Here is a 17,877-nt window from a genome sequence, read left to right on the forward strand (position 1 = left end):
CGAGGTTCCAGATGGACAAAAGCCCCAGGCGATATTTCTATCAACCTGAGGCTCGCGTTCGAACGTAGCAATTCGGATGTTAGTCTCTTCTTTGCAGGGAGGCAAGACATGCTGACAAAATATGCCCTTGTGGCAATCATCGTACTGTGTTGTACAGTACTGGGATTCACGTTGATGGTAGGTGACTCGTTATGTGAGTTGAGTATCAGAGAACGTGGTATGGAGTTTAAGGCAGTTCTCGCTTACGAATCGAAGAAGTAGCCACCACGCGGGGGTAAAACCCCGCGTACTGAATTGTGATGGTTTGGTCTCCTGCACCCTTTTTTAAAATTTATATTTTTTATGTGAATATATAGTCTCTATTTATTATTATGAATTTCAAATGAAAATCATTAATTTATTCATAATGTAAATGTTTTATTGGCTGATATATATCACAGATAGTTTTTAAAATATGCGTAAATATCCTTTAAGTTTACTGAAGGATAAAAATATTGTGACTTTCTTTGATTTCTGGGGAAAAAACCGACGTGGCGAGAAAGAGGGTAGCGACGACTATCACCTTCTTTGCTGGCATTTGCTGGATGTGGCCGCAATGGGCTATTTAATGGTTAAAAGAAATTGCTTCGGGCTGGCTGATTATTTTCGTCAATTAGGGATTTCTGACAAGGAACAGGCAGCTCAATTTTTCGCCTGGTTGCTGTGCTGGCACGATATTGGAAAATTTGCCCGCTCTTTTCAACAACTTTACCTGCCCCCTGAATTCAAGATTCAGGAAGGTGCCAGAAAAAATTACGAAAAAATCTCTCATTCAACGCTGGGCTACTGGTTGTGGAATCATTATTTAAGTGAATGTCAGGAGTTACTTCCTTCATCTTCGCTCTCTCCGCGCAAACTTAGGCGAGTGATAGAAATGTGGATGCCCGTGACGACAGGGCATCATGGTCGGCCCCCTGATCGTATGGATGAATTGGATAATTTTCTGCCTGAAGACAAAGCTGCAGCACGAGATTTTCTCCTTGAAATCAAGCCACTGTTTCCGCGAATAGAGATCCCCACATTCTGGGATGATGACGAGGGCGTTGAACTTATAAAACAACTTTCCTGGTATATCTCTGCAACCGTCGTACTTGCAGACTGGACAGGGTCGTCAACGCGATTTTTTCCACGCGTCGCACAGGCAATAGATATTGAAGATTACTGGCAAAAGGCTTTAGTTCAGGCTCAAAACGCATTAACCGTCTTTCCGCCACAAGCAGAAACCGCGCCTTTCACCGGAATTAATACGCTGTTTCCTTTTATTGAGAATACGACACCGTTACAGCAAAAGGTGCTGGATCTGGATATCAATCAGCCAGGACCACAGTTGTTTATTCTGGAAGATGTGACCGGCGCAGGTAAAACAGAAGCGGCGCTTATCCTGGCGCACAGGTTGATGGCTGCGGGTAACGCTCAGGGGCTGTTTTTTGGCCTGCCAACAATGGCAACGGCCAATGCCATGTACGATCGACTGGTCAAAACCTGGCTTGCTTTCTATTCGCCAGAGGTGTTCCCCGCTCCAGCGGAGATAAACCGGCGCAATACGGTGCGGTTTTCCCGGAAGTAAACCGGACGCACTGGATGCGATGATGGGTATCACTTAGAATTCCCCGCCCCTGCGGTAGAACTCCCAGCTCCCATTTTCAAACCCATCAAGACGCCTTCGCCAGCTCCTTCACCAACGGTAGCATTATCCGCATAACGTCACGGCAGCGACGTTCTATTCTTCCTGGAAGTGCCTTATCAATATGTTGTTGATTATCCAGTCTTACGTCATGCCAGCTATTTCCCGCCGGGAAGGCAGGTGTTTTTGCGCGTTGCTGATAACCATCCTTATTTCCAAGATTCCAGTTAGTCGCTTCCACCGAAAGTACAGCAATGCCCGCTTTGTCGAATATTTCTGCGTCATTACAACACCCAGTGCCTTTCGGATAATTTTTATTCAAACCCGGATTGGTCGTTGCGGCTATTCCGTGACTGCGTGCAATTGCCAGCGCCCTGTCGCGCGTTAATTTCCTTACTGCTTCAGGGGTTTTTACACCGCTGTTGAAATACAATTTATCGCCAACAATTAAGTTATCGAGATTAATCACCAGCAGCGTATTTTTCTTTTCGGTGTCACTCATCCGCTTGAGTAAATTCTCAGCGCCTAATTTTCCTTCCTCTTCGCCGCTGGTCGCCACAAATCGAATACCATACTCGGTAGGCGTATTTTTCAGGCGTTCTGCCAGTTCCAGCATGACACCTAAACCTGCGGCGTTATCATCTATTCCTTGTAACGTCAGTCCGCCGAGATTGGCATCTGCGTCAGCATCGCTCAGCGGGGCGTAAGTATCCAGATGCGCCATAATGATGATCTGCTGCGGCGCTTTGCCTTCATGAGCGGCAATCACCGTACTTCCTGTCACGTTATGCCAGTTCTTGCGATTATCGCGGGCGGTATAAATATACCGACTATTAAATGTCCGAATATCACTGCGATAACCCATTTGCTGAAACTGTTGGCGAATATAATCGGCAGATAACATTTCTGCTGGAGTTCCGGTCATGCGTCCCGGAAAGAAAGTAGCAATATGTCGTGCCTGGGTATTAGCAAAATCGCCAGGTTTAGGTGACGAGGCGTGTACGGGGAGAATAAAGCATACGCCGAGCGCCAGGGCAGCGGTACGGTGGCGCAATGCGGAAAACATAGTGAGTCCTTAAATACCATGCAAATTTTTTTACCGCCATAGTATGAAACTGCCGCTGCGCTAAAACAATTTCAAATCTTCCTAAACGCCCGAAATCCGGTGCCTTAAGCACTTTTTGATATTAGCTTTGCCAAATCGTTATTCCGTTAAGGAACTACTCATTCTAATTGGTAATTTCATTCGTTCTCTTACGCTCCCTATAGTCGAAACATCTGATGGCAAGAAAATAGCGGTATTGCAAAGGAACGGTTATGGATCAAAAACGACTTACTCACCTGCGGCAACTGGAGGCGGAAAGCATCCACATTATTCGCGAGGTGGCGGCAGAATTCTCAAATCCGGTGATGCTCTACTCTATCGGTAAAGATTCCAGCGTCATGCTGCATCTGGCGCGCAAGGCGTTTTATCCAGGTACGCTGCCTTTCCCGTTGCTGCATGTCGATACCGGCTGGAAATTCCGCGAGATGTATGAGTTCCGCGATCGTACGGCGAAAGCCTACGGCTGCGAGCTGCTGGTGCATAAAAACCCGGAAGGCGTGGCGATGGGGATTAATCCATTCGTGCACGGCAGCGCGAAACATACCGATATTATGAAAACTGAAGGCCTGAAACAGGCGCTGAACAAATACGGTTTTGATGCCGCCTTCGGTGGTGCGCGCCGTGACGAAGAGAAATCCCGCGCTAAAGAGCGAATCTACTCTTTCCGTGACCGCTTCCATCGCTGGGATCCGAAAAATCAGCGCCCGGAGCTGTGGCACAACTACAACGGGCAAATTAACAAAGGCGAAAGCATCCGCGTCTTCCCGCTCTCTAACTGGACCGAGCAGGATATCTGGCAATACATCTGGCTGGAAAATATCGACATTGTGCCGCTGTATCTCGCTGCGGAACGTCCGGTTCTGGAACGCGACGGTATGTTGATGATGATTGATGACAACCGTATCGACCTGCAACCGGGCGAAGTGATCAAAAAACGGATGGTGCGTTTCCGTACGCTGGGCTGCTGGCCGCTGACCGGTGCGGTGGAGTCAAATGCACAAACACTGCCGGAAATCATCGAAGAGATGCTGGTTTCCACCACCAGTGAACGTCAGGGTCGCGTGATTGACCGCGACCAGGCGGGATCCATGGAGCTGAAAAAACGTCAGGGGTATTTTTAAGATGAACACCGTACTTGCACAACAAATCGCCAATGAAGGCGGCGTCGAAGCCTGGATGATTGCGCAACAACATAAAAGCCTGCTGCGTTTTCTGACCTGTGGTAGCGTCGATGACGGCAAAAGTACCCTGATTGGTCGTCTGCTGCACGATACCCGCCAAATCTACGAAGATCAGCTCTCATCGCTGCATAACGACAGTAAGCGTCACGGCACCCAGGGCGAAAAGCTGGATCTGGCTCTGCTGGTGGACGGCCTGCAAGCTGAGCGCGAACAGGGCATCACTATTGATGTGGCCTACCGCTATTTCTCTACCGAGAAGCGTAAATTTATTATCGCCGACACCCCAGGGCACGAGCAGTACACTCGCAATATGGCGACTGGCGCATCGACATGTGAACTGGCGATCTTACTGATTGATGCCCGTAAAGGCGTGCTCGATCAAACCCGTCGTCACAGTTTTATCTCCACACTGTTGGGGATCAAACATCTGGTCGTGGCGATCAACAAAATGGATCTGGTGGATTACAGTGAAGAGACGTTCACCCGTATTCGTGAAGATTATCTGACCTTTGCCGGGCAGCTGCCGGGTAATCTGGATATCCGCTTTGTGCCGCTCTCCGCACTGGAAGGTGACAACGTGGCTTCGCAAAGTGAAAGTATGCCGTGGTACAGCGGTCTGACACTGCTCGAAGTGCTGGAAACCGTGGAGATCCAGCGAGTGGTGGATGCCCAGCCAATGCGCTTCCCGGTGCAGTACGTTAACCGCCCAAATCTCGATTTTCGTGGCTACGCCGGAATGCTGGCATCCGGTCGCGTGGAAGTCGGGCAACGTGTAAAAGTGCTGCCCTCTGGTGTGGAATCAAACGTCGCGCGGATCGTGACTTTTGATGGTGATCGCGAAGAAGTCTTTGCCGGAGAAGCGATCACCCTGGTGCTGACGGATGAGATCGATATCAGCCGTGGTGATCTGCTGCTGGCGGCAGACGAAGCGTTACCGGCGGTGCAGAGTGCGTCGGTGGATGTGGTATGGATGGCGGAACAGCCGCTTTCCCCGGGCCAGAGTTATGACATCAAAATTGCCGGTAAGAAGACGCGTGCTCGTGTTGATGGCATTCGTTATCAGGTTGATATTAATAACCTTACCCAACGCGAAGTTGAAAACCTGCCGCTGAACGGCATCGGCCTGGTGGATCTCACTTTTGACGAGCCACTGGTGTTAGATCGCTATCAGCAAAATCCGGTTACCGGTGGGCTGATTTTTATCGATCGCCTGAGCAATGTGACCGTGGGTGCCGGTATGGTGCACGAGCCAGTTAGCCAGGCAACAGCTGCGTCATCTGAATTCAGTGCATTCGAACTGGAATTGAATGCCCTGGTTCGTCGCCACTTTCCGCACTGGGGCGCGCGCGATTTGCTGGGGGATAAATAATGGCGCTGCATGACGAAAACGTCGTCTGGCATAGTCATCCGGTCACTGTGCAACAACGCGAACTACACCACGGTCATCGTGGTGTAGTGCTGTGGTTTACCGGCCTCTCCGGGTCCGGTAAATCAACGGTCGCCGGGGCGCTGGAGGAGGCGTTACATAAACTCGGCGTCAGTACGTATCTGCTGGATGGCGACAATGTTCGCCACGGATTATGCAGCGATCTCGGTTTTAGCGATGCCGATCGTAAAGAGAATATCCGTCGCGTCGGTGAAGTGGCGAATTTGATGGTTGCAGCCGGACTGGTGGTGCTGACCGCATTTATCTCGCCACACCGCGCCGAACGCCAGATGGTTCGCGAACGCGTAGGAGAAGGGCGCTTTATTGAAGTGTTTGTCGATACGCCGCTGGCGATTTGCGAAGCCCGCGATCCAAAAGGCTTATATAAGAAAGCGCGTGCCGGTGAACTGCGCAACTTTACGGGAATAGATTCCGTTTACGAAGAGCCTGAATCGGCAGAAATTCATCTCAATGGTGAACAATTAGTAACAAATTTGGTACAGCAATTATTAGATCTGTTGAGACAGAACGATATTATCAGATCCTGAGACACCACCGGGTTTCAATGCCCGGTTCGTCAAAGTAACAGGATCAAATATGCGTAATAGCCATAACATTACACTAACAAATAACGACAGCCTTACTGAGGATGAAGAAACTACATGGTCACTGCCTGGTGCCGTGGTCGGTTTTATCTCCTGGTTATTTGCGCTGGCGATGCCGATGTTGATTTATGGCTCTAACACGCTGTTCTTCTTTATCTACACCTGGCCTTTCTTTCTGGCACTGATGCCTGTCGCGGTAGTGGTGGGGATTGCGCTGCATTCATTGATGGACGGAAAGCTACGCTACAGTATTGTTTTCACCCTGGTGACAGTAGGCATTATGTTTGGCGCACTGTTTATGTGGCTACTGGGCTAATTTGTACTTTCTTGTCTCCTCTGTTCATAATTCAAACCGTAACTAATAATGAGATTATGTTCTGCACGCCCTGGGTATACGTAACAATGGACAAATGTGGTACATTTGCCCGCGTTGTCGCGGTATCCCCAACAGAGGATGTAGAGTCGTCTTCGGATGCATGGGATGATGATGCAGTTTTTCAGGGGGCAGGATGGGTAAACTAACGCTGCTGTTGCTGGCTATTCTGGTCTGGCTACAGTATTCGCTGTGGTTCGGTAAGAACGGTATACATGACTATACCCGCGTCAATGATGATGTGGCGGCACTGCAAGCTACAAACGCGAAACTTAAAGCGCGAAACGATCAACTTTTTGCCGAAATTGACGATCTCAATGGCGGCCAGGAGGCGCTCGAAGAGCGTGCGCGTAATGAACTCAGCATGACCAGGCCGGGCGAAACTTTTTATCGTCTGGTGCCTGACGCGTCGAAGCGCGCACAGTCTGCGGGGCAAAACAATCGATAAATCAGCCCGGGAATTAACATGGCAACCACTCATTTGGATGTTTGCGCCGTGGTTCCGGCGGCCGGATTTGGCCGTCGAATGCAAACGGAATGTCCTAAGCAATATCTCTCAATCGGTAATCAAACCATTCTTGAACACTCGGTGCATGCGCTGCTGGCGCATCCCCGGGTGACACGTGTCGTCATTGCCATAAGTCCTGGCGATAGCCGTTTTGCACAACTTCCTCTGGCGAATCATCCGCAAATCACCGTTGTAGATGGCGGTGATGAGCGTGCCGATTCCGTGCTGGCAGGTCTGAAAGCCGCTGGCGATGTGCAGTGGGTATTGGTGCATGACGCCGCTCGTCCTTGTTTGCATCAGGATGACCTCGCGCGATTGTTGGCGTTGAGCGAAACCAGCCGCACGGGAGGGATCCTCGCCGCACCAGTGCGCGATACTATGAAACGTGCCGAACCGGGCAAAAATGCCATTGCTCATACCGTTGATCGCAACGGCTTATGGCACGCGCTGACGCCGCAATTTTTCCCTCGTGAGCTGTTACATGACTGTCTGACGCGCGCTCTAAATGAAGGTGCTACCATTACCGACGAAGCCTCGGCGCTGGAATATTGCGGATTTCATCCGCAGTTGGTCGAAGGCCGCGCGGATAACATTAAAGTCACGCGCCCGGAAGATTTGGCACTGGCCGAGTTTTACCTCACCCGAACCATCCATCAGGAGAATACATAATGCGAATTGGACACGGTTTTGACGTACACGCCTTTGGCGGTGAAGGCCCAATTATCATTGGTGGCGTACGCATTCCTTACGAAAAAGGATTGCTGGCGCATTCTGATGGCGACGTGGCGCTTCATGCGTTGACCGATGCATTGCTTGGCGCGGCGGCGCTGGGGGATATCGGCAAACTGTTCCCGGATACCGATCCGGCATTTAAAGGTGCCGACAGCCGCGAGCTGCTACGCGAAGCCTGGCGTCGTATTCAGGCGAAGGGTTATACCCTTGGCAACGTCGATGTCACTATCATCGCTCAGGCACCGAAGATGTTGCCGCACATTCCACAAATGCGCGTGTTTATTGCCGAAGATCTCGGCTGCCATATGGATGATGTTAACGTGAAAGCCACTACTACGGAAAAACTTGGATTTACCGGACGTGGGGAAGGGATTGCCTGTGAAGCGGTGGCGCTACTCATTAAGGCAACAAAATGATTGAGTTTGATAATCTCACTTACCTCCACGGTAAACCGCAAGGCACCGGGCTGCTGAAAGCCAATCCGGAAGACTTTGTGGTGGTGGAAGATTTGGGCTTTGAGCCTGATGGTGAAGGTGAGCATATTCTGGTTAGAATCCTCAAAAACGGCTGCAATACCCGTTTTGTGGCGGATGCACTGGCGAAATTCCTGAAAATTCATTCCCGTGAAGTCAGCTTCGCTGGGCAAAAAGACAAACATGCTGTAACGGAACAGTGGTTATGTGCTCGCGTGCCGGGCAAGGAAATGCCCGATCTGAGCGCCTTTCAACTGGAAGGCTGCCAGGTGCTGGAGTATGCGCGGCACAAGCGCAAGCTGCGTTTAGGGGCGCTGAAAGGTAACGCCTTTACCCTGGTTCTGCGCGAAGTGAGCAATCGCGATGACGTTGAACAACGTCTGATCGATATTTGCGCAAAAGGTGTACCGAACTACTTCGGTGCCCAACGTTTTGGGATTGGCGGTAGCAACTTGCAGGGCGCGCTGCGCTGGGCGCAAACCAATACTCCGGTGCGCGATCGCAATAAACGGAGTTTTTGGTTGTCGGCAGCCCGCAGTGCGTTGTTTAATCAGATTGTTGCTGAGCGCCTCAAAAAAGCAGACGTTAATCAAGTTGTTGACGGCGATGCGCTACAATTAGCCGGACGTGGTAGCTGGTTTGTAGCAACCACCGAAGAACTGGCGGAATTACAGCGTCGCGTCAACGATAAAGAGCTGATGATAACCGCCGCATTGCCGGGCAGTGGCGAATGGGGAACTCAGCGTGAAGCGCTGGCATTCGAACAAGCAGCTGTCGCCGCAGAAACTGAATTACAAGCTTTACTGGTGCGCGAAAAAGTTGAAGCCGCGCGCAGAGCGATGCTGCTGTATCCGCAACAATTAAGCTGGAACTGGTGGGATGACGTCACCGTAGAGATCCGTTTCTGGCTTCCGGCGGGTAGTTTTGCAACCAGCGTTGTCAGGGAACTTATCAACACAACAGGTGATTATGCGCATATTGCTGAGTAATGATGACGGGGTACATGCACCCGGTATACAAACGCTGGCGAAAGCCTTGCGTGAGTTTGCTGACGTTCAGGTGGTCGCCCCCGATCGTAACCGCAGCAGCGCTTCAAATTCTCTGACACTGGAATCCTCCCTGCGCACGTTTACCTTTGAAAATGGTGATATTGCTGTGCAAATGGGAACCCCGACCGATTGTGTCTATCTTGGCGTGAATGCTCTGATGCGTCCGCGCCCGGACATTGTTGTGTCCGGAATTAACGCCGGGCCGAATCTGGGGGATGATGTTATTTATTCCGGTACGGTAGCCGCCGCGATGGAAGGCCGTCATTTAGGTTTTCCGGCGCTGGCCGTCTCGCTTGACGGGCATAAACATTACGACACTGCCGCGGCGGTAACCTGTTCAATTTTGCGCGCACTGTGTAAAGAGCCGCTGCGCACCGGACGTATTCTTAATATTAACGTTCCGGATTTACCCTTGGATCAAATCAAAGGTATTCGCGTGACGCGCTGCGGTACACGACATCCGGCAGATCAGGTGATCCCGCAGCAAGATCCGCGCGGCAATACGCTGTACTGGATTGGCCCGCCGGGCGGTAAATGTGATGCCGGTCCGGGGACCGATTTTGCTGCGGTAGATGAGGGCTATGTCTCCATCACGCCGCTGCATGTGGATTTAACTGCGCATAGCGCGCAAGATGTGGTTTCAGACTGGTTAAACAGCGTGGGAGTTGGCACGCAATGGTAAGCAGACGCGTACAAGCACTTCTGGATCAATTACGTGCGCAAGGTATTCAGGATGAGCAGGTGCTGAATGCACTTGCCGCCGTGCCGCGTGAAAAATTCGTTGATGAAGCGTTTGAACAAAAAGCCTGGGACAATATCGCCTTGCCGATAGGTCAGGGGCAGACAATTTCGCAGCCGTATATGGTGGCGCGAATGACCGAATTACTCGAGCTGACGCCGCAGTCGCGGGTGCTGGAAATTGGCACTGGTTCGGGATATCAAACGGCAATCCTGGCGCATCTTGTCCAGCATGTTTGCTCGGTTGAACGGATTAAAGGCTTGCAGTGGCAGGCACGTCGCCGCCTGAAAAATCTTGATTTACATAATGTTTCAACCCGTCATGGTGATGGATGGCAAGGTTGGCAGGCACGTGCGCCGTTTGACGCTATCATTGTTACGGCGGCACCGCCGGAAATTCCAACTGCGCTAATGACGCAGCTGGACGAAGGCGGGATTCTCGTCTTACCCGTAGGGGAGGAGCACCAGTATTTGAAACGGGTGCGTCGTCGGGGAGGCGAATTTATTATCGATACCGTGGAGGCCGTGCGCTTTGTCCCTTTAGTGAAGGGTGAGCTGGCTTAAAACGTGAGGAAATACCTGGATTTTTCCTGGTTATTTTGCCGTAGGTCAGCGTATCGTGAACATCTTTTCCAGTGTTCAGTAGGGTGCCTTGCACGGTAATTATGTCACTGGTTATTAACCAATTTTTCCTGGGGGATAAATGAGCGCGGGAAGCCCAAAATTCACCGTTCGCCGCATTGCGGCTTTGTCACTGGTTTCGCTATGGCTGGCAGGCTGTTCTGACACTTCAAATCCACCGGCACCGGTCAGCTCCGTTAATGGCAATGCGCCTGCAAATACTAATTCTGGTATGTTGATTACGCCGCCGCCGAAAATAGGGACGACGTCTACAGCGCAGCAACCGCAAATTCAGCCGGTACAGCAGCCACAAATTCAGGCTACTCAACAACCGCAAATCCAGCCAGTGCAGCCAGTAGCTCAGCAGCCGGTACAGATGGAAAACGGACGCATCGTCTATAACCGTCAGTATGGGAACATTCCGAAAGGCAGTTATAGCGGCAGTACCTATACCGTGAAAAAAGGCGACACACTTTTCTATATCGCCTGGATTACTGGCAACGATTTCCGTGACCTTGCTCAGCGCAACAATATTCAGGCACCATACGCGCTGAACGTTGGTCAGACCTTGCAGGTGGGTAATGCTTCCGGTACGCCAATCACTGGCGGAAATGCTATTACCCAGGCCGACGCAGCAGAGCAAGGAGTTGTGATCAAGCCTGCACAAAATTCCACCGTTGCTGTTGCGTCGCAACCGACAATTACGTATTCTGAGTCTTCGGGTGAACAGAGTGCTAACAAAATGTTGCCGAACAACAAGCCAACTGCGACCACGGTCACAGCGCCTGTAACGGTACCAACAGCAAGCACAACCGAGCCGACTGTCAGCAGTACATCAACCAGTACGCCTATCTCCACCTGGCGCTGGCCGACTGAGGGCAAAGTGATCGAAACCTTTGGCGCTTCTGAGGGGGGCAACAAGGGGATTGATATCGCAGGCAGCAAAGGACAGGCAATTATCGCGACCGCAGATGGCCGCGTTGTTTATGCTGGTAACGCGCTGCGCGGCTACGGTAATCTGATTATCATCAAACATAATGATGATTACCTGAGTGCCTACGCCCATAACGACACAATGCTGGTCCGGGAACAACAAGAAGTGAAGGCGGGGCAAAAAATAGCAACCATGGGTAGCACCGGAACCAGTTCAACACGCTTGCATTTTGAAATTCGTTACAAGGGGAAATCCGTAAACCCGCTGCGTTATTTGCCGCAGCGATAAATCGGCGGAACCAGGCTTTTGCTTGAATGTTCCGTCAAGGGATCACGGGTAGGAGCCACCTTATGAGTCAGAATACGCTGAAAGTTCATGATTTAAATGAAGATGCGGAATTTGATGAGAACGGAGTTGAGGTTTTTGACGAAAAGGCCTTAGTAGAAGAGGAACCCAGTGATAACGATTTGGCCGAAGAGGAACTGTTATCGCAGGGAGCCACACAGCGTGTGTTGGACGCGACTCAGCTTTACCTTGGTGAGATTGGTTATTCACCACTGTTAACGGCCGAAGAAGAAGTTTATTTTGCGCGTCGCGCACTGCGTGGAGATGTCGCCTCTCGCCGCCGGATGATCGAGAGTAACTTGCGTCTGGTGGTAAAAATTGCCCGCCGTTATGGCAATCGTGGTCTGGCGTTGCTGGACCTTATCGAAGAGGGCAACTTGGGGCTGATCCGCGCGGTAGAGAAGTTTGACCCGGAACGTGGTTTCCGCTTCTCAACATACGCAACCTGGTGGATTCGCCAGACGATTGAACGGGCGATTATGAACCAAACCCGTACTATTCGTTTGCCGATTCACATCGTAAAGGAGCTGAACGTTTACCTGCGAACCGCACGTGAGTTGTCCCATAAGCTGGACCATGAACCAAGTGCGGAAGAGATCGCAGAGCAACTGGATAAGCCAGTTGATGACGTCAGCCGTATGCTTCGTCTTAACGAGCGCATTACCTCGGTAGACACCCCGCTGGGTGGTGATTCCGAAAAAGCGTTGCTGGACATCCTGGCCGATGAAAAAGAGAACGGTCCGGAAGATACCACGCAAGATGACGATATGAAGCAGAGCATCGTCAAATGGCTGTTCGAGCTGAACGCCAAACAGCGTGAAGTACTGGCACGTCGATTCGGTTTGCTGGGGTACGAAGCGGCAACACTGGAAGATGTAGGTCGTGAAATTGGCCTCACCCGTGAACGTGTTCGCCAGATTCAGGTTGAAGGCCTGCGCCGTTTGCGCGAAATCCTGCAAACGCAGGGGCTGAATATCGAAGCGCTGTTCCGCGAGTAAGTAAGCATCTGTCAGAAAGGCCAGTCTCAAGCGAGGCTGGCCTTTTTCTTTTGTTTGGGAAGCTTGTGTTTTTGTCGCCTGGATAAGACACGTCAGCGTCCTACCCGGCAATCAGCATTCTATGTGCTCATCATCTTGCGCACCAACTGCATAAACAGCTCCTGCTCTTCTCCACTCAAACGCCCCAAAAATTCCTCATCCACGCTGTCACCAATAGGTATCGCCGCAGCAAGTAGCTTTTCTCCTTCGGCAGTCAGCCAGACAAAGCGTCGCCGCTTGTCAGCGACGTCATGTTCACGTCTGACTAAGCCACGATTTTCCATTCTTGCCAACATTTCTGCTAGCGTTGCTTTGGTGCTGACTGCTGCTTCTATCAGTGCCACCTGTTCAATACCAGGTTTATCAGCAATGGCGCGCATCACCGCGTACTGTGGTTTGGTCAGGTCAGGTAACTCGTGCTGCCAGCGAGCCGTGTGCTGCTGAAAAAGCTGTCGTAACTGATGAAACGCTTTATTTCGTAACGCCATGTAAACTCCGGGCTAATTCTCTGTCGCTATCATAGCGGTTTTTTAGTGACGAAGAAGATGTTGTTACTTTTCAATCCTTGCCGCTGTGGAAATGAAGGAGTATGTTAATAATAATGTTCGTATACGAACAATTAAGAGAATAAGCAATGAAACTGATCGTCGGGATGACAGGGGCTACCGGTGCGCCTCTTGGTGTGGCATTACTGCAAGCGCTGCGTGAGATGCCGAATGTCGAGACTCATCTGGTGATGTCGAAGTGGGCGAAAACCATCATTGAACTAGAAACGCCTTACAGCGCTCGCGATGTTGCTGCCCTCGCAGACTTCAGCCATAACCCGGCGGATCAGGCGGCGATCATCTCATCCGGTTCTTTTCGTACTGACGGCATGATCGTTATTCCGTGCAGTATGAAAACGCTCGCCGGTATCCGCGCTGGTTACGCCGATGGCCTGGTAGGGCGCGCGGCGGACGTCGTGCTCAAAGAAGGCCGCAAACTGGTGCTGGTGCCGCGTGAAATGCCGCTTAGCACCATCCATCTCGAAAATATGCTCGCACTTTCACGCATGGGCGTGGCGATGGTGCCGCCGATGCCTGCCTTTTATAACCATCCCGAAACGGTAGATGACATTGTCCACCATGTGGTAGCCCGCGTGCTGGATCAATTTGGCCTCGAACATCCCCACGCCAGGCGCTGGCAAGGATTGCCGCAGGCCCGGAATTTTTCTCAGGAGAATGAATAATGGCATTTGATGATTTACGCAGCTTTTTACAGGCGCTTGATGACCACGGCCAGTTACTGAAAATCAGCGAAGAAGTGAACGCTGAGCCGGATCTGGCAGCAGCAGCTAACGCCACCGGGCGTATCGGCGACGGCGCGCCCGCGCTGTGGTTTGATAATATTCGCGGCTTTACCGATGCCCGCGTGGCGATGAATACCATCGGTTCCTGGCAGAACCACGCGATTTCCCTTGGCCTGCCACCAAACACCCCGGTCAAAAAGCAGATTGATGAGTTTATCCGCCGCTGGGATAACTTCCCGATTGCCCCGGAGCGCCGCGCCAATCCAGCCTGGGCGCAGAACACCGTCGATGGCGAAGAGATCAACCTGTTCGATATTCTGCCGCTGTTTCGCCTGAATGATGGCGATGGCGGTTTCTATCTCGTATGACTAGGTAATTTATTCAAGATAACCGGGAAGAGATTAAAAAAGACGGGAATAGATTGGAATCAACAAGTTAGGAACTCAAGGTTTTCAAGATAAAGCGAGTCCAAAAATGTTAAACGGTTCGATATCAATAAAACATTTAAGATAACTCACAGGTTCTTACAATAGCCTTTAAAGACCGTTCAAAAACGATTCAGGTGTTTATTATAGCGCTGATGGGTGCAAGCGCCAAAACCAATGTAATTTTAGCACAGCTAGGCACTTGCACTGGGTTATGCGCTGGCTGCTTTCTGAGGTAGATTTAAGTGATCGCCCTTAGCTTCGGACAACGCGTAAATCTCTCTAACCTTTTCGTCTGGCAAATTACCAAGGCTTAACGCTATGGCTCTACGAACTCCAACTAGAGCGTGCAACTCTTGGATGTGCTCATCCAGAAGAATGAGTAATTGCTCCGCTCCTTTTCTCCCAAGAACATCAGCTACTTGTTGTTTTTCTTGTGGTTTAAGAAATGACAAGAACATTAGAATTTGAGCATCAACATTATCCGCATTCTCTTTTTTGGGTTCTTTGGAATCTTTTAGTTCAACATCACCCTCTCCCGTCATGAGCCATTCCAAGGTAACATTTTCGCTTTCTGCTATCTTTTTTAACTGATGCGGGCGTGGTATCGGTGCGTAATCCCGCCTGTTGTAATAATTTTTTAAAGTGCCTTCATTGATCCCCCATGCCCGAGCAGCCGCATTTCTTGAAGGGTATCGTTCTACTAACCTAAAGATTCTTTCGATAATCGGTTCTTTTCCATCGGCAGGAAAAGAACCTTGGGGTGCTTTTCTCATTCTTGGTTCCTTTCTATCTAATTCATTGATAAATAATGAAATTAAAAAATAAACCATAAAAGCACCAAAGAACCCTTTATAGGGAATCTTTGGTATCTTAATCTTTATCCATACGGATATCCGCGCGGGTTATTTTGTAGGTTAAAGGAAAGATGAGACAAAGAGAAGATAGTGACCGCGATTGGCCTTCGCTGAAGATTCAGCTGGCGCTCAAAGATAACGGGTGGTCTTCCTTCCGGGAGCTTTCACTCCATGCTGGTTATGCTCAGGATTCACTGAAAGCGGTAGTTCGCACACCAAACAAAAAATACGAACGCGTAATTTCTGACGCTATAGGTGTACCGCCAGAAATCATCTGGCCCAGCCGGTATCGTAACGATGGATTTATCAGGAAGGCGTCGTGATATGCAGTCGTACGTTACCGTAAATGACCTGCTCGGCGTACCAGGAATGCCAGCCACCACAAAAGGCATCCGACAGGCGTTACAGCGTTTTTCTCGTGATCTTGGTGACGTTAGTCGCCGTCGGGAAGGCACAAAAGCCATTGAGTACCACATTGATTGTCTGCCTGAAATAACACGAAAGGCACTGCGTGAACGCTATGTGGAACAGCTGGTGGCTACAGAGAACAATGTTTCTGAAGTGAAAGCTGTTACCAGAAAAACACGCAATCCTGACGCTGTCCAGGCAATCGAAGCATATCGCGGTTCTCCACAACTGATGGAAGAACGCCTGAATGCGCTGACCGAAAACCAGCGCTGGGTATCTGAAGCAAGAGCTGCGCTGGTGGTGGAAGTGCTGAAGCTGGAAAGCGCCGGTAACCTCGGGCGACTGAAAGCCATTAACTTTCTTGTTGAAAAAGCCCGTAAAGGTGAGCTGCCGGAGCGCCTGCAACAGGCCGCAGTTAACGCCAATGCAAAACGTGGCGCTAATCGTACTATCAGCCGCGATCCACTTTACCAGTGGGTTCTGAAATACAACCAGTCGCAGAACGCCGCCGAACGGCTGCTGTTACTGGCACCGGGAAAACGCGACGAAATAAAACCGGAAGAAATCAGCTGGCTGCCTGAATTTCTGGCGCAGTATCGCCAGGTGAACGGCAGACCCATGTCAGAAGCCTACGAGGATTTTGTCGCAGAATGGCAGCGTCGCCATGCGGACGAACCGTACATGCTGGAGGTGATGCCTTCCTATGATGTTGTCCGGTATGCCATGAAAAAACTGCCGGAAGTGGTGAAACAAAAAGGGCGCGTTACCGGCAGTGAATACCGTCAGCTTGAAGGATTCACCCGCCGCGACTGGACAGCTATGCCGGTGAATTATGTCTGGATTGGTGACGGTCACGGTATGAAGCTGAAATGTGCGCATCCGATCCACGGGCGTCCATTCTCACCGGAAGTCACGTTTGTGATCGATGGTGGAACACGGTTTGTTGTTGGCTGGAGTCTTGACCTTGCCGAAAACGTGTTCGCCGTTGCCGGTGCGATACAGCACGGCATTCGCAACCACGGAAAACCGTTCCTGTATTACTCGGATAACGGTTCCGGTGAAACGGCTGACATGCTGGACAAAGAGGTCGTGGGTATTCTGCCACGCCTGGGGATTAAACACCCTACCGGTATTGCCGGTAATCCACAGGGACGCGGCATTATTGAACGCCTGAACCGGACACTGCCGATGCGTATAGCCAGGAGGTATCGCACCTATTTTGGCAAGGGTGCTGACCGGGAATCGTTGCGTGTACTTAACCGTGATCTGCGTTCAGCGTTTAACGCCCTGCAACAGGACAAGCCTCTGAACGACCGCCAGAAAGCGGCAATGCGCGAGCTGCCATCGTGGGCGGAGCTTATTGAGGCTATTCGTGAAGGCGTGGAATGGTACAACAACCGCCCGCATTCTGAGCTGCCGATGAAACCGAACGGACGGCATTACAGCCCGACAGAGTTCAGAAAAAAACGCCTGGCAGAAGAAGACACCGAAATTGAGTGGCTGAGTGATCTTGAGCTGCGCGACATGTTCCGCCCAATGGTGGAACGACCGGTAAGACGCTGCGAAATTCAGTGGCTGAACAATATTTACTACGCGCCGGAGTTGCGTGACGAACACGGTCGCAAAGTGCTTATCAGTTATGACATTCATGACGCCGAGCGAATTACGGTACGTCGCAAGGACGGCAGCTTTATCTGTGAGGCGATATGGAACGGCAATAAACGCGCAGCCTTTGCTGTCAGTGCTGAATATCACAAACAACAGCAGCGTATTAAAGGAATGCGCAAACGCGCTGAGGAAAAAATTCGTGATGCTGAAGATGAAGGTATTCAGATTCTGGAACACAAACAGGCTGAACCCTGGCTGAGTAATGTTTATCGCCCGGTTGGTAATGTGGTGGCAGTTCAGCAACCGGAATATGAAGAAGAGCATGACGAAGAATTTGAACGCGATTTCCGGCTGGGGATGCAAAAACTTTTTGCCATGCAGGAAGAAGATGATCCGCTGGCCTGAATAAAAAAACAGTCCGCGGGAACGGACTGTTAAATAAAGGAAACAAAGCTGATTTGAAATAACCGAGGAAATACTATGACTGATATTGATGATGTT

19 protein-coding genes and 2 pseudogenes are annotated in these 17,877 nt (G+C 50.7%); 18 read left to right on the forward strand and 3 right to left on the reverse strand.

Annotated features, from left to right (window positions below; translation table 11 throughout):
- The first annotated feature begins 108 nt into the window (after positions 1-108).
- Together ACUU1I_RS07955 and ACUU1I_RS07960 are read left to right on the forward strand one after the other, a co-directional pair.
- The gene (locus ACUU1I_RS07955) at positions 109-261 is read left to right on the forward strand and encodes a Hok/Gef family protein (protein WP_000956458.1); all 153 of its coding nucleotides are present in this window, start codon (positions 109-111) and stop codon (positions 259-261) included.
- 193 nt (positions 262-454) lie between these two features.
- Positions 455-1,558: pseudogene (locus ACUU1I_RS07960) on the forward strand (CRISPR-associated endonuclease Cas3''); the annotation flags it as partial.
- A gap of 133 nt (positions 1,559-1,691) precedes the next feature.
- Here the strand turns inward: ACUU1I_RS07960 and iap are convergent.
- The gene (iap, locus tag ACUU1I_RS07965) at positions 1,692-2,729 is read right to left on the reverse strand and encodes an alkaline phosphatase isozyme conversion aminopeptidase (protein ID WP_000490398.1); all 1,038 of its coding nucleotides are present in this window, start codon (positions 2,727-2,729) and stop codon (positions 1,692-1,694) included.
- Positions 2,730-2,980: 251 nt separating this feature from the next.
- On the opposite strand from iap, the gene cysD reads away from it, so the two are divergent.
- The 12 genes from cysD (at position 2,981) to rpoS (ending at position 12,751) form a co-directional block, all read left to right on the forward strand.
- Entirely contained in the window at positions 2,981-3,889 is a 909-nt protein-coding gene (cysD, locus tag ACUU1I_RS07970) for a sulfate adenylyltransferase subunit CysD (protein ID WP_000372392.1), read from the forward strand.
- Position 3,890: 1 nt separating this feature from the next.
- Positions 3,891-5,318 carry a sulfate adenylyltransferase subunit CysN gene (cysN, locus tag ACUU1I_RS07975; protein ID WP_001098971.1) on the forward strand — a complete coding sequence of 476 codons (1,428 nt, stop codon included), beginning with the start codon at positions 3,891-3,893 and terminating at the stop codon, positions 5,316-5,318.
- Entirely contained in the window at positions 5,318-5,923 is a 606-nt protein-coding gene (gene cysC / locus ACUU1I_RS07980) for an adenylyl-sulfate kinase (protein ID WP_001173670.1), read from the forward strand. Before cysN ends, cysC begins: the two co-directional genes overlap by 1 nt.
- 49 nt (positions 5,924-5,972) lie before the next feature.
- Entirely contained in the window at positions 5,973-6,296 is a 324-nt protein-coding gene (locus tag ACUU1I_RS07985) for a DUF3561 family protein (protein WP_001246104.1), read from the forward strand.
- A gap of 193 nt (positions 6,297-6,489) precedes the next feature.
- On the forward strand, positions 6,490-6,801 hold the full coding sequence (gene ftsB / locus ACUU1I_RS07990; RefSeq protein WP_000517472.1) for a cell division protein FtsB: 312 nt from the start codon (positions 6,490-6,492) through the stop codon (positions 6,799-6,801).
- Positions 6,802-6,819: 18 nt separating this feature from the next.
- Complete coding sequence (gene ispD, locus ACUU1I_RS07995; RefSeq protein WP_000246155.1) at positions 6,820-7,530, forward strand: 2-C-methyl-D-erythritol 4-phosphate cytidylyltransferase; 711 nt, start codon at positions 6,820-6,822, stop codon at positions 7,528-7,530.
- Positions 7,530-8,009, forward strand: coding sequence for a 2-C-methyl-D-erythritol 2,4-cyclodiphosphate synthase (gene ispF / locus ACUU1I_RS08000; protein WP_001219242.1), 480 nt, complete (start codon positions 7,530-7,532; stop codon positions 8,007-8,009). The genes ispD and ispF overlap by 1 nt, the downstream gene beginning before the upstream one ends.
- Positions 8,006-9,055, forward strand: coding sequence for a tRNA pseudouridine(13) synthase TruD (gene truD / locus ACUU1I_RS08005; RefSeq protein ID WP_000568960.1), 1,050 nt, complete (start codon positions 8,006-8,008; stop codon positions 9,053-9,055). Before ispF ends, truD begins: the two co-directional genes overlap by 4 nt.
- Positions 9,036-9,797: a 5'/3'-nucleotidase SurE gene (gene surE, locus ACUU1I_RS08010; RefSeq protein WP_024260645.1), complete on the forward strand. Its 762-nt coding sequence runs from the start codon at positions 9,036-9,038 to the stop codon at positions 9,795-9,797. Before truD ends, surE begins: the two co-directional genes overlap by 20 nt.
- On the forward strand, positions 9,791-10,417 hold the full coding sequence (gene pcm / locus ACUU1I_RS08015) for a protein-L-isoaspartate O-methyltransferase (protein ID WP_000254708.1): 627 nt from the start codon (positions 9,791-9,793) through the stop codon (positions 10,415-10,417). The genes surE and pcm overlap by 7 nt, the downstream gene beginning before the upstream one ends.
- Positions 10,418-10,601: 184 nt before the next feature.
- Positions 10,602-11,696 carry a murein hydrolase activator NlpD gene (gene nlpD / locus ACUU1I_RS08020; RefSeq protein WP_306173086.1) on the forward strand — a complete coding sequence of 365 codons (1,095 nt, stop codon included), beginning with the start codon at positions 10,602-10,604 and terminating at the stop codon, positions 11,694-11,696.
- Between the two features lie 62 nt (positions 11,697-11,758).
- Positions 11,759-12,751: an RNA polymerase sigma factor RpoS gene (rpoS, locus tag ACUU1I_RS08025; protein ID WP_000081550.1), complete on the forward strand. Its 993-nt coding sequence runs from the start codon at positions 11,759-11,761 to the stop codon at positions 12,749-12,751.
- 119 nt (positions 12,752-12,870) lie between these two features.
- Here rpoS and ACUU1I_RS08030 read toward each other — a convergent pair whose 3' ends face one another.
- The gene (locus ACUU1I_RS08030) at positions 12,871-13,278 is read right to left on the reverse strand and encodes a MarR family winged helix-turn-helix transcriptional regulator (RefSeq protein WP_001208075.1); all 408 of its coding nucleotides are present in this window, start codon (positions 13,276-13,278) and stop codon (positions 12,871-12,873) included.
- A gap of 146 nt (positions 13,279-13,424) precedes the next feature.
- Here ACUU1I_RS08030 and ACUU1I_RS08035 point away from each other — a divergent pair, with 146 nt between their 5' ends.
- Together ACUU1I_RS08035 and ACUU1I_RS08040 are read left to right on the forward strand one after the other, a co-directional pair.
- Positions 13,425-14,018: a non-oxidative hydroxyarylic acid decarboxylases subunit B gene (locus tag ACUU1I_RS08035; RefSeq protein ID WP_000767712.1), complete on the forward strand. Its 594-nt coding sequence runs from the start codon at positions 13,425-13,427 to the stop codon at positions 14,016-14,018.
- Positions 14,018-14,440, forward strand: a pseudogene (locus ACUU1I_RS08040) (phenolic acid decarboxylase); the annotation flags it as partial. The gene ACUU1I_RS08035 and the pseudogene ACUU1I_RS08040, both read left to right, overlap by 1 nt.
- A 275-nt stretch (positions 14,441-14,715) precedes the next feature.
- On the opposite strand, the gene ACUU1I_RS08045 reads toward ACUU1I_RS08040, so the two are convergent.
- Positions 14,716-15,279, reverse strand: a complete 564-nt coding sequence (locus ACUU1I_RS08045; RefSeq protein ID WP_001224023.1) for a hypothetical protein — start codon at positions 15,277-15,279, stop codon at positions 14,716-14,718.
- A 152-nt stretch (positions 15,280-15,431) separates the two neighbouring features.
- On the opposite strand from ACUU1I_RS08045, the gene ACUU1I_RS08050 reads away from it, so the two are divergent.
- Together ACUU1I_RS08050 and ACUU1I_RS08055 are read left to right on the forward strand one after the other, a co-directional pair.
- Positions 15,432-15,683, forward strand: a complete 252-nt coding sequence (locus tag ACUU1I_RS08050; protein WP_001249841.1) for a helix-turn-helix domain-containing protein — start codon at positions 15,432-15,434, stop codon at positions 15,681-15,683.
- A 1-nt stretch (position 15,684) separates the two neighbouring features.
- The gene (locus ACUU1I_RS08055) at positions 15,685-17,781 is read left to right on the forward strand and encodes a Mu transposase C-terminal domain-containing protein (RefSeq protein ID WP_001192433.1); all 2,097 of its coding nucleotides are present in this window, start codon (positions 15,685-15,687) and stop codon (positions 17,779-17,781) included.
- Positions 17,782-17,877 lie beyond the last annotated feature (96 nt).

The organism is Shigella sp. SIG3 (genome assembly GCF_053555855.1).